A 12,767-nucleotide genomic window follows, 5' to 3' on the forward strand; every position below is an offset into this window, starting at 1 on the left:
TGATTGTTTTTTTATTCTAGTGTACAGGTAAATCCACGAATTCTCAACTGGGGGTCTTTACATATTGTCTATAAAAGAGTAAAACCAGCAAATCTACTGACTTGCTGGTTTTTATGCTTTAAAAAATTCTTCAATATCTGCCAGTTCTATGCCAATCATGGGGTCGATGGTTAGTAGGTTGTCTACAGTCAAAATGTATTCTGTGGGTTGGGGACTTGTTTTTTCTGGCTGGTCTTGATCAAGAAGGGAGAGTTGTTGGTTGTTTTCTTTGACTGCTTCAACCTGTTCTTTCCTGTCTGGCTGTGTAGAGGGCTGGGTTTGTGTGGTTGTAGCTGTTTTGCTTTCGTTGTTTTCAGTCAGGCTTTCCTTGCTATCCTGCTCTGCCATTTCTCCTTGGAAACGTGGGACCAGATAGGTTTTGCGGACGGTGCCGGCGTTTTTGACGGCGTAGTCGAAGGCGGAGATTTCGCCCAGGAGGATGAGCTTGCTCTTGGAGCGGGTGATGGCGGTGTAGACCAGATTGCGCTGGAGCATACGGTGGCTGGTGCGAGTGATAGGAAGGATAACGACCTGAAACTCGCTGCCTTGGGACTTGTGGATGGACATGGCATAGGCCAGGGTAATCTTGTACCATTCGTTTCGGGGATAGGTGACCTCGCTACCGTCGAAGTTGATGGTAATCTCGTCCTGCTTGGAGTCCGTATATTTGGCAGGTAGGAGGTCAGTGATGTAGCCCAAGTCGCCATTGAAGACATTGGCTTCGGCGTCGTTGACTAGATGAATGACCCGGTCGCCTTGGCGGAAGGCTTGCTCGTTATGGAGGAATTCTAACTCTCCCTCTTCCAGTGGATTGAGCAGGGCCTGGGTCATGGTGTTGAGTTGGTCAATACCTGCAGCACCACGGTACATGGGAGCGAGGATTTGAACTTCGTTTGCAGGAATGCCCGACTTGATGGCTGCGCCGACAATGCGTTCAATCAGGGCTGGAATTTGTTCGTTTTGCGCTTCAAAATAGGAGCGGTCAGCCTTTTTCTCACGGAAATCGCTCGGCAGAGCCCCTTTGCGAATCTGACTGGCTAGGGTAACAATGGTCGAATCATCGGATTGACGATAGATGCGTTCCAGAGTGATGCTGGGTAGCTTGTCAATTTTCAAGAGGTCAGCAAGTACTTGACCGGGGCTGACAGAAGGTAATTGCTCCGCATCGCCGACAATGAGAACTTGGGTTTGGGAGGAGATATTCTGGAAGAGTTGATTGGCCAACCAAGTATCTACCATAGAAAACTCATCCACGATGATAAAGTCGGCATCCAAATAATCATCTCGGTAGGATTCTTCCTGTCCTTCTACCAGACTGAGATGGCGGTGGATGGTGGCAGAAGGCAGACCTGTCAACTCATTCATCCGTCTGGCTGCTCGTCCAGTTGGGGCGGCAAGGAGGACAGGGCATTCCTCTCGGTTGCGTGTCAAATCAATCTTATGCAAGATGGCATAGACCGCGATAATACCGTTGATAACCGTTGTTTTTCCTGTTCCTGGTCCGCCTGTCAGAATGAAAAGAGGATTGGTGATGGCTTGGACGATGGCTTCTTTTTGAATGTCATCATAGGTTAGGGAGGACATGTTTTCTAGCTCTGCTATGGCAGCCTCAACGTCTGCGCGTGGGAAGGGCTTGAAGCCATTTTTTCCCATCAGGCGGGTCAAGTTTTTATGGATACCATGTTCGGCAAAGTAGAGGCTGTTGTCAAAAATCTTTGTGCCTTCTTGCTGTACCTTGTCGTCTGCAATCAGTCCCGTCAACTCGTGGGCAACCGCGGCAGGGTCCAGTTCTGTATGGCGGGATTTTTCCAGCAGTTCAAGGGTTGCTTCCAGCAAGTCTCTGGCCTCCACATAGGTATCGCCTGTTTCCATGGAGCGATGGATGAGGCTAAAGAGCATACCTGCCCGAAAGCGTTGGGGGGAATCGCTGGCAATTCCTAGATTTTCCGCAATCCTATCGGCAATGGTAAAGCCGAGCCCTTGGACATCTTCGACCAGTTGATAGGGATTTTCTTCAATAATCTGAAGTGTTTTTTCCTTATACTGGTCTTGGATTTGAAAGGCCAATTTATTGGGAATGCCATACTCAGCTAGTTTTGCCAAGATCAGCTCGGTGCCATAATTGAGGCGGAGTTTCTCCACAAATGCCTGCATGTTCTTGCTGGATAGGCCTGTGATTTGGGTTAGTTTTTCAGGTTCAGCTAAAATCTTATCAATGGTATCTTCGCCATAGAGTTCAACGATTTTTTCAGCTGTTTTGCGTCCAATTCCCTTGAAATGGTCACTGGAGAAATACTTGACAAGTCCGGCAGAAGTAGGCTTGCTGCGCTCGTAGCGGGTGATTTGCAGTTGCTGACCATACTTGGGATGGGTGACCAGATTGCCATAGAAACGATAGTCTTCTCCTTCAATGACATCGGCAATCGTTCCGGTCACAATAATTTCGTAGTCGTCATAGTCTGCGTCAGTTTCCTCGATTTCAAGGAGGAGGATTTTATAAAAATTGCTAGGATTTTCAAAAATAATCCGGTCAATGGTGCCGGTAACATACACTTCGTTCATAGAATTTAATTCCTAAAATAATGAAAAAGAAGTTTGGAACGGCTTGATCCAAACTTGTTTGTATTAATCAACAGTCCCAATACGGTTGAGAGGCCACATGCGAAAGACAACTTCTCCTTTGATGTTTTCACGGGAAAATGTTCCTACACTACGACTATCTAGTGAGACAAGGCGGTCATCTCCCATCAGGTAGTATTGTCCTTCTGGAACTGTCACGGTAAAGTCTACGTAACCATTGGCATCTTGTGTGAAAGCTTCAGCGGATTGGGCCACAGCTTGGAATTGTTTATTGTAAGAATAGACTTCTTGAAGTTTATCTTTCTGGAATGCAGCGAGATATTCATCTAAGTAAGGCTCGTCCACTTTTTGGTCGTTAACATAGAGGACATCGTTTTCGTAGCGAATGGTGTCACCTGGCATACCAATCACACGTTTGACAATCAGTTTTTCCTTGCCATCGCTGTCTGTCTCGCTGGCTACAACAATATCAAAGTGGTCGATAGAGGTCGTTTTTAGCATGATGAGTTTTTCTTGGTGTTGAAGCGTTGGGTCCATGGAATGGCCATCGACAGAGACAGGATTCCAGATAAAGTAACGACTGGCAAAAAAAGCTACCATAAACAGTAAAAAGATGCCCCATTCAGCTAAGAAGGCGACTAGTGGTGAGCGTTTTGTTTTTTGGATTGCTCCCATATTTTTTCCTCATTTCAATAATTTTTGTGCTTTTTGCGTATTAGCAAAGTGAAGTTTTGCAGTCTCATTGAGACCAGCCATGCCATGTCGTTTCAAGATACGGGCGGCAACATGATCTGATTTACTGCCTGCACCAGACGGCAGATTCATCCCAACTAGTTGACCAAGCTGGACAAGATTTTCTAAAAACATACTTCTTGCAATAATAGAAGATACTGCCACAGCCAGGTACTTGCCCTCAGCCTTTTCTTCTAGAGTGACGGGGTTGGCAAATTGGTTGGCTTCCTTTTTCAAGTATTTTTGATAATTTTGACTGGAAGTGAAGGCGTCAATGACAATCTTCTCAGGCTGGACACCCTTTTGCAAGAGTAGGAAAATAGCCTGATTGTGCAGGGCGACCTTGACAGACACCGCATTGTAGCCTTGCTCGATGACTTCGTTGTATTTTTTCGGTGACAATAGCAGAGCTTGGTGGAGGATTTTCTCTTTTAAGAGAGGAGCGATTTGGCAGATTTTTTGGTCTGTCATTTTTTTGGAATCATCGACACCAAGCGACTTGAGAAAGGCATGGTCTTCTGGGCGGACAAAACTAGCAACGACTGCCAAACCTCCAAAATAAGACCCGTTTCCAACCTCATCGGTACCAATCATGGGCAGGTTTTGACCAGGTATGGTCGTCTGTCCAGACTTTTCTGGCTCATAGCCCCAGAGCCCTGCTTCCTGCTCTGCCATTTCCCCCTGAAAAACGACTTTTCCAGAAGTGTAGATGGACAGGCTGGCACCGGTCAGTTTGAAAAATGCTTCTATGTAAGGATTTTTGCTGGTCTGCCGATAGCGGTCATAGTGAGCCATCATGGCTTGTTTTTGCTGAGCAGATACCTTTAGTACAACAGTGTTCATCTTCTTATTGTAACACAAATGCTAGTTAGAGTGTGCAGAAAAGGGTGGAATTTACTATAATGGTAGAAGAAAGTGAGGTAGACTATGGAAGTTCAAATGAAGTATAAATGGGCGACTCTGGGAACTGGTGTCATTGCCAACGAATTGGTTCAGGCCTTGCAGGCTATGGGAGGAAATCTTTATTCGGTGGCTAACCGTACCTATGACAAGGGTGTGGAATTTGCGCAAAAATATGGCATCGAGAAAGTTTATAGAGAAATCGATGAAGTGTTTGAGGATCCTGAAGTGGATATTATCTATATTTCTACACCTCACAATACCCATATCAATTATTTGAGAAAGGCCTTGAAGGCTGGAAAGCATGTCCTCTGTGAAAAGTCTATTACGCTTAATTCAGAAGAATTAGCAGAAGCCATTCAACTGGCAGAAGAAAATCAGGTCGTCTTGGCGGAGGCCATGACCATTTTCCACATGCCAATCTATCGACAGTTGAGTGAGGTCATTGCCAGTGGTAAGCTTGGAGATTTGAAGATGATTCAGATGAACTTTGGCAGCTACAAGGAATACGACATGACCAACCGCTTTTTCAATAAGAACTTGGCCGGCGGTGCCCTCTTGGATATTGGTGTCTACGCTCTGTCCTTTGTCCGTTGGTTTATGACAGAAAAGCCAAATCAGGTTTTATCCCAGGTTAAATTAGCTCCGACAGGTGTGGACGAGCAGGTAGGGATTTTGCTCAGCAATGATGCGGGTCAAATGGCGACCATCGCCCTGACCCTCCATGCCAAACAGCCAAAACGGGGTACTATTGCCTACGACAAGGGCTACATCGAACTTTACGAGTATCCTCGTGGTCAGAAGGCAGTCATTACCTATACTGAAGATGGTAGCCAAGAGGTAATCGAAGCGGGCGAGACAGCTAAGGCGCTATCTTATGAAGTGGCGGATATGGAAAAAGCTGTCGCAGGGATCGAAAACACCATGCACCTAGCATTTACCCAAGATGTCATGGACATCATGACCCAACTCCGCAAAGAATGGGGCTTGGTTTATCCAGAAGAAATGTAGAGAAAGGTTATTAGAATAAGAACTAAGGAACAAGTCATGGGTTGTTGGTGGTCTCCTACTTGTTCTTTTTTCTTAATGTGTCGGTTATGTGACAAGTATATGGATTTGATGACGAAAAATGTCTAAGATTACATAGTGGATACAGTTTATTTAAAAGCTCTCTAGGTGCTTGTATTTCAAATCGGATTCAGATATGATAGGATTATCAAATCAGAAAAGGAACAGAAAATGAAACGTAAAAGAATTACAAAGCCCAAGCATATGCGTCGCAAGAGAAAAACACCTATCATGAAAAACAATAAGAAGATGTTATACACATCTTCATTGGCTCTTTCCCTATTTAGTACAGGGATGATTTCGACAAATGTTTTAGCCATCGAATGGGCTCCGCGTACTGTTTCTGAAATTAGCCCAGAAATTGTACAAGAAGAAGGAAGGATGACCTATACTGTTCAGTATGGAGATACCTTATCTGCCATCGCCTTAGCTATGAATATTGATATGGATTTGCTGGCGAAAATAAATCAAATTGCAGATGTCAACTTGATTTTCCCTGATACGGTACTGACGACGACTGTTGACCAAAACAATCAAGTGACTCAGGTTGAGATTGAAGCTCCTGTTCAGGGAAACACAAATGAGACCGTTCAGGCAACTGTTGACCTAACAACCAATCAAGTAACGGTTGAGGATACGGTTGTTCCTTTGGATCAAATTTCATCAGTTACCGACTCAGCACCTGTAGAGGAAGTTGTAGAACAGCCTGTAGCAGAAGCACCTGTAGAGGAAGTTGTAGAGCAACCTGTAGTAGAAGCGCCTGTAGAGGAAGTTGTAGAACAGCCTGTAGTAGAAGCGCCTGTGGAGGAAGTTGTAGAGCAGCCTGTAGTAGAAGCACCCGTAGAGGAAGTTGTAGAACAGCCTGTAGCAGAAGCGCCTGTAGAGGAAGTTGTAGAGCAACCTGTGGTTGAGGCACCTGTAGAGGAAGTTGTAGAGCAGCCTGTAGCAGAAGCACCTGTAGAGGAAGTTGTAGAGCAGCCTGTAGCAGAAGCACCTGTAGAGGAAGTTGCAGAACAACCTGTAGTAGAAGCACCTGTAGAACAGCCTGTAGTTGAAACTCCACAAGTGACAGCCCTATCAACCACTACAACAAGTACAAGTGCTTATGATGTCGGTTTGCAACCTCAGGTAGCAGCCTTCCGCGCAGAAGTAGCTAATGCCTTCGGTATTACTTCTTTCTCAGGTTACCGTCCTGGTGATTCTGGCGACCATGGTAAGGGATTGGCAATTGACTTTATGGTGCCTGAGAGCTCAGCTCTAGGAGATCAAGTGGCAGCTTATGCAGTTGCAAACTTAGCTTCTAAAAATATCAACTACATCATTTGGAAACAGCGCTTCTATGCGCCGTATGACAGTATCTATGGTCCAGCCTATACATGGAATCTGATGCCAGACCGTGGTAGCATTACAGAAAACCATTATGATCATGTACACGTGTCATTTAATCCATAAAATAATTATAGCCAAACTCACGGTGAGCTTGGCTATTTTTGCGTGCTTATTAATTGGAAGGTATGGGATACAAGTTTCTTATCTTATCTCCAGAACTTGTCATAGCCCTTCTTCTCATCCATGTTAAAGGTGATGATAGTGCGGAGCAGGTCCCAGTTGACCTCTTGGTCTTCTCTGATTTTGAAGAGGTTGGAAGTCGCCTCGTAGCCCGCCTCCTTGATGTCCTTGGCAAAGGTTTCCATAGTAACCGTTTCAGGTGCAATGGAAATATGGGCCTTAGCAGCAGAGAATCCAATGATAAAAGTTCCGTCCATGATAAACATGGGTTGGTTCCATTTGATTTCTGTGGTTAGACTTGGAAATTCCTGCTGGATTTGGGCAAAGATTGCTTCGAGCTTGTCTTTCAAGACAGGATTGTTGACCTTGTTCAAAAATTCTTGGAGCATGAGTGGTTCCTTTCTTTTTTACAGGATAACATAGAAGAGTAAAATGGTGTAGAAACAATCAGCTTGCTTTTTTCCGATGAGCAATCATACTAAGAAGGATGACGATGAGATAGGCTAGACTTGCAATTGGAGAAACGTCAACTCCGTATTCGCCTCCGAACAAGCTGGTTTGATTATCAAAAAGAAGGATGGAAGTGGAGAGATTCCAAAGGGAGTGGACTAAAATACTGGATAGAATACTTCCTGTTTGCAAAGTAGCAAGCGAAAATAAACTTCCAACTAAGGTGCCAGCAATGAGTAATTGTAGGGCGGTGAGTGAGCTAACGGATCCGTTTAATAGGTGAACAAGTCCGAAAAATACGGACGGTCCCAGAATAGCGACTTTTCTTGAAAAAGATTGTTCTAGTAGATGCATCATGATACCACGGAAGCACATCTCTTCTACAATCGGAGCAGCGATAGCGCCCATAAAGATAGAGTTTACTAAATCGTCCGTCAAAGTCACTTTTCCACCTAGTAAATACAAAACGAGCAAGACAGTTAGTGGGAGAAAGATTGCAACGACTAACCAAAATTGACTTGGTTTAACGAGTGTTATCCGAAATTGTATTAGGCTCATTTCTAATCGACGAGATAGCCATTTGGCAAATAAATAATACAAGAAGATGTAGAGCCCTGCCATGAGTACAGTTGTAACAATATTGTCACCAAGTGCCAGTTGCGGAAGAAAGGCAATCAGGCCACTTGTCATCATAGCCCCAAACGCAAGTGTACAAAATCCGATACATGTTAGTTTAGTGAGTGGTTTCATTTATTTGTCCTCCAATTTTTGTAGAAAGGTCAAATGCGAGAGCAAGGATTTTATCGCTGATAATAGGGGCATTCATGCTTTCAAAAAGTTTTTTAAGAAGAGAATTTTTCGTAGAAAGTCGTCGGGAGAGAGTTCCGTAATTCGTAGGCCAATAATGAGGTTGAAATAGACAATCAGAAGTTCGGCAATTTCTTCAGGAAAATCAGTCGGAATACTTCCGTCTATCACACCTTCTTGTACGATTTCTCGGAATTTAGGAATGAGCAGTGCGTAGGATAGTTGGTATTGTTGAGCTAAAATGCTAGGGCTTTTCAGGGTAATCTGCGATGCCTGCAAGAAGGATAATTTTTCAATGTCAGAAAGAGAAGATGTGAGTGCATATTGGATTTTTTCAAGAGCGGACTCTCCTGGCCACTCTTTTGATAATAAATTCTCATCAGCATCTCCAATCAGAGCATCCAGAATGGCTCCTTTGGAGGGGAAGTGGTGATACACAACTCCCTTGGTCATGCCACCAAGCTGAGAAATAATATCAGTAAGACTGGTCTGATCATAGCCTTTTTCTAAAAATAATGCTCTTGCGACATCGAGGATGAGCTGTCTGCTTTCCTCAGGATATTTGTTTTTTGTCATACCTTTCCTTTTTTACATACCGACGGTATGTAAAAGTATATCAAAAAATTCCCTACTTTACAATAGGGAATAAATAGTAATTATTTCACCAAAATCGCCAGAGCCTGATAAGGCTTGAGAGTGATTTTCTTACCTAACTTGCTGTTAGGGTAGTTGCTGATGAGGACTTGTCCGTGGGCGTAGTCGTCTGCCAGGTCGAGCTTAACCTCTTCTGCGAAGAAATTGTTGAGGACTAGCAGTTTTTCACCGTTCAGCAAGCGTTCGAAGGCATAGACTTTCTGGCTGTCCTTGTAGGCAGCCTTGTAGTCTCCTTCTGAAATGAGAGGAAGTTCTTTCCGCAGGCGAATGAGTTCTTGGTAGAAGGTAAAGATTGGACCTGTTTTTTCCTGCTCAACGTTAATCGTTTGGTAGGATTTGCCAGCCTTCAGCCAAGGAGTTCCTGTTGAGAAGCCTGCATTGTCAGAAGCGTCCCATTGCATCGGGGTGCGGGAATTGTCACGGGACTTGGCCTGGATAATCTTGAAGGCCTGATCAGGCGTGTGTCCTTGGTCCAAGAGCATCTGATAGGCATTGATAGATTCCACGTCCACGTAGTCGTCCATACTGTCGTAGTCAGGGTCAATCATGCCGATTTCCTCGCCCATGTAGATGTAAGGCGTACCGCGGGACAGGTGGATAGAGGCTGCTAGCATGGTTGCTCCTTCGTTACGGAAATTCTCCACATCAACAAAGCGGTTGAGGGCTCGAGGCTGGTCGTGGTTGTTGTAGAAAAGGGCGTTCCAGCCATTTCCGACGGACATCTCTTCACCCCAAGTATGGAAGAGGTGTTTGAGTTCTTCAAAGTCAAAGTCCATGATGGTCCATTTTTGCCCGTCCTTGTAGTCCACTTTCAAGTGGTGGAAGTTGAAGGCCATGGACAATTCTTCCCGCTCAGGAGCTGTGTAGAGAATGCAGTTTTCAATGGTGGTGGCAGACATTTCCCCAACGGTCATGAAGCCTTTTTCTGCCCCAAAAGTGGCATTGTTCATCATCTTGAGGTAGTCGTGGGTAATTGGGCGGTCGGTATAAGCTGGCTTGCCGTCATTGATTGGGCAATCTTCGAGGACTTCGTCCTTACCAATCAGGTTGATAACGTCGAAGCGGAAGCCTTTGACACCCTTGTCTTTCCAGAAGTTGACCACCTTGAACAGTTCTTCACGGACATGAGGATTTCGCCAGTTGAGGTCGGCTTGGGTCACGTCAAAGAGGTGGAGGTAGTATTTCCCAGTATCTCCAAAAGGAGCCCAGGCATTGCCACCAAACTTGGACACCCAGTCAGTTGGCTGGTCACGTAGGATAAAGAAATCTTGGTAATATTTGTCGCCGGCTAGGGCCTTTTGGAACCATTCGTGGTCTGTCGAGCAGTGGTTGAGGACCATGTCTAGCATGAATTCGATGCCCAATTCTTTGCCGACAGCCACCATTTCTTCAAAGTCAGCCATGGTGCCAAAATCAGGATTGACGGCTGTATAGTCTGAAATGTCATAGCCGTTGTCTCGTTGAGGACTTGGGTAGAAAGGGTTGAGCCAAATCATATCAATGCCTAGCTCTTTTAGATATGGAAGTTTTTCAATAATTCCTCGTAAATCCCCTACACCATTTCCAGTTGTATCCTTGTAAGATTTTGGGTAGATTTGATAAACAACCTTCCGTCTGTCTATTGTCATTTTGCTCTCTCTTTCTTGATTTTTCCTTCTTGCATAAGCAATGATAGGAGGAGGCTGGGCAAAAAGCTTAACCTCGCTTCTCAGGGTTCGTGTCAACATCTCAGCGCAGTGGTTGATTGGCAGATTTGTTCGTGTTTTACACTCCAAATCTGACCATTACGACTGATGCGAACAGAGTTCGCTTCATTTCCAACCTCCAACAGTCACTACTCTGACTGTTGGAGCTATGCGGGGGTGGGAGTGAAACAGTCTGGGGATAGACTGTTTCAGCTCAACAACTTAAAACGAAAAATTGTTGACGAACTCTTTTTTTGACCAGTCGAGTTCTTTCCCGCTCCCCCTCCTAGAACATTAATTCTTTGTAACTGTCAGAATAGCTTCGCCTTGCGAGATGGCACGAGGAAGATTTCCGATAACTTGAGTGTCAAAGTCAGTTTGGTTGGTCACGATAACTGGTGTTTCAGCGGCGAGACCAGCAGCCTTAATGACATCGATGTCAAAGCTAATCAATTTATCACCAGCTTTTACCTTGTCGCCTTGTTTGACGTGAGCTGTGAAGCCTTTGCCTTCCAAACCGACAGTATCCATACCAATGTGCATAAGGAGCTCAACTCCGTTTGTAGCAGTGATACCAACAGCATGGTTAGTAGGGAAGAGGACAGATACTTCACCATCGACTGGAGCAACCAAGATACCTTCGCTCGGGTCAATAAGGACACCTTGGCCCATGACACCTGATGCAAATACAGGGTCAGTAGCTTGTGACAATTCTTTTGCTTGACCAGTTAGTGGGCTGATCAATTCGATAGCAGAACCAGTTTCAACGACGGTTTCAGCTGGAACTACAACTTCTTCAACAGTTTCTTCTTTTTTTGAAAATGCACCTGTACGTTTGAAAACAGCTGTCAAAATCATTGGGACAACAATCGCAACTACCATTGCTAGCAAGAATGGACCCCAGTACTTCGCCTTGATAGACAAGATACCTGGAAGACCACCGATACCGATAGAAGCAGCTTGGATGTTAAAGGTTACAGAAAGTAAGCCAGCGATACTTGAACCAATCATAGCCGCTACGAATGGGTAAACGTATTTTACGTTGACACCGAAGAGGGCTGGTTCAGTAACACCTAGGTAGGCAGAAATAGTTGCAGGAAGTGAAACTTGCGCTTCTTTTTCATTGTGACGGTTCATGAGGAAGTAAGCAAATACCGCAGAACCTTGAGCAATGTTAGAAAGAGCAATCATTGGCCAGAGACCAGTTCCACCAGCATCCGCAATCAATTGTGTATCGATGGCATTTGTCATGTGGTGAAGACCAGTGATTACGAACGGTGCATAAAGGGCACCGAATACCGCACCGAAGAGCCATTTCAATGGACCAGTCAAACCAGCTAATACAACTGTTGACAACCATTGCCCGATTGTCCAACCGATAGGACCAAGGACAGTGTGAGCCAAGATAATTGCTGGAAGAAGTGATAGGAATGGTACGAAAATCATTGAGACCACTTCTGGAATCACTTTACGCCAGAAGATTTCTAGGTAAGACAGTGCCAAACCAGCAAGAAGGGCAGGGATAACTTGTGCTTGATAACCGATACGGGCAATACTAAATGCACCGAAATTCCAAGACCAGTCGCTGGCAATGGTTGCTGCATCTGTACCAGGTACAGCATAAGCGTTGAGCAACTGTGGAGAAACCAAACAGATACCAAGGACGATACCAAGGATTTGAGAAGTTCCCATTTTACGAGATACGGACCAAGTGATACCTACTGGCAAGAAGTGGAAGATGGCTTCACCTGGCAACCAGAGGAAGTGATTGACACCATTCCAGAAAGGAGAAACCTGAACGATGGTGTTCCATACAGGGTTACCATCAGCATCGAAGACCAACTGCCCATCTTTCATAGCTTGTCCAAGCCATTCCATCTGAACACCTTCCAAGACGTTACGGAAACCGAGAATCAAACCGCCGACGATAAGGGCAGGAATGATTGGTGTGAAGATTTCCGCCAGCATGGTCATAACACGTTGGATAGCATTTTGGTTGCTTTTAGCTGCTGACTTGGCAGCTTCTTTTGATACGCCTTCGATACCAGACACAGCTGTGAAGTCATTGTAGAAGATTGGTACATCGTTACCGATGATAACTTGGAACTGACCTGCGTTGGTAAAGGTTCCTTTTACAGCAGGAATATCTTCGATGACTTTTACGTTTGCCTTTTTCTCATCCGCAAGAACAAAACGCATACGTGTCGCACAGTGTGTTACTGCATTAACATTTTCTTTTCCACCAATAGCGTCCAATAGCTGTTTGGCTTCTTTTTCAAATTTTCCCATATATTTTTCCTTCTAGACAGCTTATGGAATCTGTCACTCTATATTTTTTAGACA

Annotated in this window: 10 protein-coding genes; 2 read left to right on the plus strand and 8 right to left on the minus strand. The window is 44.8% G+C overall.

What is annotated here, in order from left to right:
* Positions 1-111 precede the first annotated feature (111 nt).
* The 3 genes from recD2 to rnhC form a co-directional block, all read right to left on the minus strand.
* On the minus strand, positions 112-2,601 hold the full coding sequence (gene recD2 / locus SST111_RS02830; RefSeq protein WP_099809948.1) for an SF1B family DNA helicase RecD2: 2,490 nt from the start codon (positions 2,599-2,601) through the stop codon (positions 112-114).
* Between the two features lie 63 nt (positions 2,602-2,664).
* A complete protein-coding gene (gene lepB / locus SST111_RS02835) occupies positions 2,665-3,294 on the minus strand; it encodes a signal peptidase I (protein WP_099809949.1) in 630 nt (209 codons plus the stop codon).
* Between the two features lie 9 nt (positions 3,295-3,303).
* A complete protein-coding gene (rnhC, locus tag SST111_RS02840; protein ID WP_099809950.1) occupies positions 3,304-4,194 on the minus strand; it encodes a ribonuclease HIII in 891 nt (296 codons plus the stop codon).
* An 84-nt stretch (positions 4,195-4,278) separates the two neighbouring features.
* On the opposite strand from rnhC, the gene SST111_RS02845 reads away from it, so the two are divergent.
* Together SST111_RS02845 and SST111_RS02850 are read left to right on the plus strand one after the other, a co-directional pair.
* Complete coding sequence (locus SST111_RS02845; RefSeq protein WP_099809951.1) at positions 4,279-5,262, plus strand: Gfo/Idh/MocA family protein; 984 nt, start codon at positions 4,279-4,281, stop codon at positions 5,260-5,262.
* A 288-nt stretch (positions 5,263-5,550) separates the two neighbouring features.
* Positions 5,551-6,771 carry a LysM peptidoglycan-binding domain-containing protein gene (locus tag SST111_RS02850; protein ID WP_099809987.1) on the plus strand — a complete coding sequence of 407 codons (1,221 nt, stop codon included), beginning with the start codon at positions 5,551-5,553 and terminating at the stop codon, positions 6,769-6,771.
* 83 nt (positions 6,772-6,854) lie between these two features.
* On the opposite strand, the gene SST111_RS02855 is transcribed toward SST111_RS02850, so the two are convergent.
* The 5 genes from SST111_RS02855 to treP form a co-directional block, all read right to left on the minus strand.
* A complete protein-coding gene (locus SST111_RS02855; RefSeq protein WP_099809952.1) occupies positions 6,855-7,217 on the minus strand; it encodes an iron chaperone in 363 nt (120 codons plus the stop codon).
* Between the two features lie 58 nt (positions 7,218-7,275).
* Positions 7,276-8,028 carry a CPBP family intramembrane glutamic endopeptidase gene (locus tag SST111_RS02860; protein ID WP_099809953.1) on the minus strand — a complete coding sequence of 251 codons (753 nt, stop codon included), beginning with the start codon at positions 8,026-8,028 and terminating at the stop codon, positions 7,276-7,278.
* A gap of 72 nt (positions 8,029-8,100) precedes the next feature.
* Complete coding sequence (locus SST111_RS02865; protein WP_099809954.1) at positions 8,101-8,661, minus strand: TetR/AcrR family transcriptional regulator; 561 nt, start codon at positions 8,659-8,661, stop codon at positions 8,101-8,103.
* 80 nt (positions 8,662-8,741) lie between these two features.
* Complete coding sequence (gene treC / locus SST111_RS02870; RefSeq protein ID WP_099809988.1) at positions 8,742-10,367, minus strand: alpha,alpha-phosphotrehalase; 1,626 nt, start codon at positions 10,365-10,367, stop codon at positions 8,742-8,744.
* Positions 10,368-10,718: 351 nt separating this feature from the next.
* The gene (gene treP / locus SST111_RS02880) at positions 10,719-12,713 is read right to left on the minus strand and encodes a PTS system trehalose-specific EIIBC component (protein WP_099809955.1); all 1,995 of its coding nucleotides are present in this window, start codon (positions 12,711-12,713) and stop codon (positions 10,719-10,721) included.
* Positions 12,714-12,767 lie beyond the last annotated feature (54 nt).

The organism is Streptococcus suis YS161 (genome assembly GCF_002760245.1).
Lineage (GTDB): Bacteria > Bacillota > Bacilli > Lactobacillales > Streptococcaceae > Streptococcus > Streptococcus suis_I.

Excerpts from the sequence above, each read along its gene's own strand:
- recD2 (WP_099809948.1), bottom strand. The coding sequence starts at position 2,601 with ATGAACGAAGTGTATGTTACCGGCACCATTGACCGGATTATTTTTGAA.
- lepB (WP_099809949.1), bottom strand. The coding sequence starts at position 3,294 with ATGGGAGCAATCCAAAAAACAAAACGCTCACCACTAGTCGCCTTCTTA.
- rnhC (WP_099809950.1), bottom strand. The coding sequence starts at position 4,194 with ATGAACACTGTTGTACTAAAGGTATCTGCTCAGCAAAAACAAGCCATG.
- SST111_RS02845 (WP_099809951.1), top strand. The coding sequence starts at position 4,279 with ATGGAAGTTCAAATGAAGTATAAATGGGCGACTCTGGGAACTGGTGTC.
- SST111_RS02850 (WP_099809987.1), top strand. The coding sequence starts at position 5,551 with ATGAAAAACAATAAGAAGATGTTATACACATCTTCATTGGCTCTTTCC.
- SST111_RS02855 (WP_099809952.1), bottom strand. The coding sequence starts at position 7,217 with ATGCTCCAAGAATTTTTGAACAAGGTCAACAATCCTGTCTTGAAAGAC.
- SST111_RS02860 (WP_099809953.1), bottom strand. The coding sequence starts at position 8,028 with ATGAAACCACTCACTAAACTAACATGTATCGGATTTTGTACACTTGCG.
- SST111_RS02865 (WP_099809954.1), bottom strand. The coding sequence starts at position 8,661 with ATGACAAAAAACAAATATCCTGAGGAAAGCAGACAGCTCATCCTCGAT.
- treC (WP_099809988.1), bottom strand. The coding sequence starts at position 10,367 with ATGACAATAGACAGACGGAAGGTTGTTTATCAAATCTACCCAAAATCT.
- treP (WP_099809955.1), bottom strand. The coding sequence starts at position 12,713 with ATGGGAAAATTTGAAAAAGAAGCCAAACAGCTATTGGACGCTATTGGT.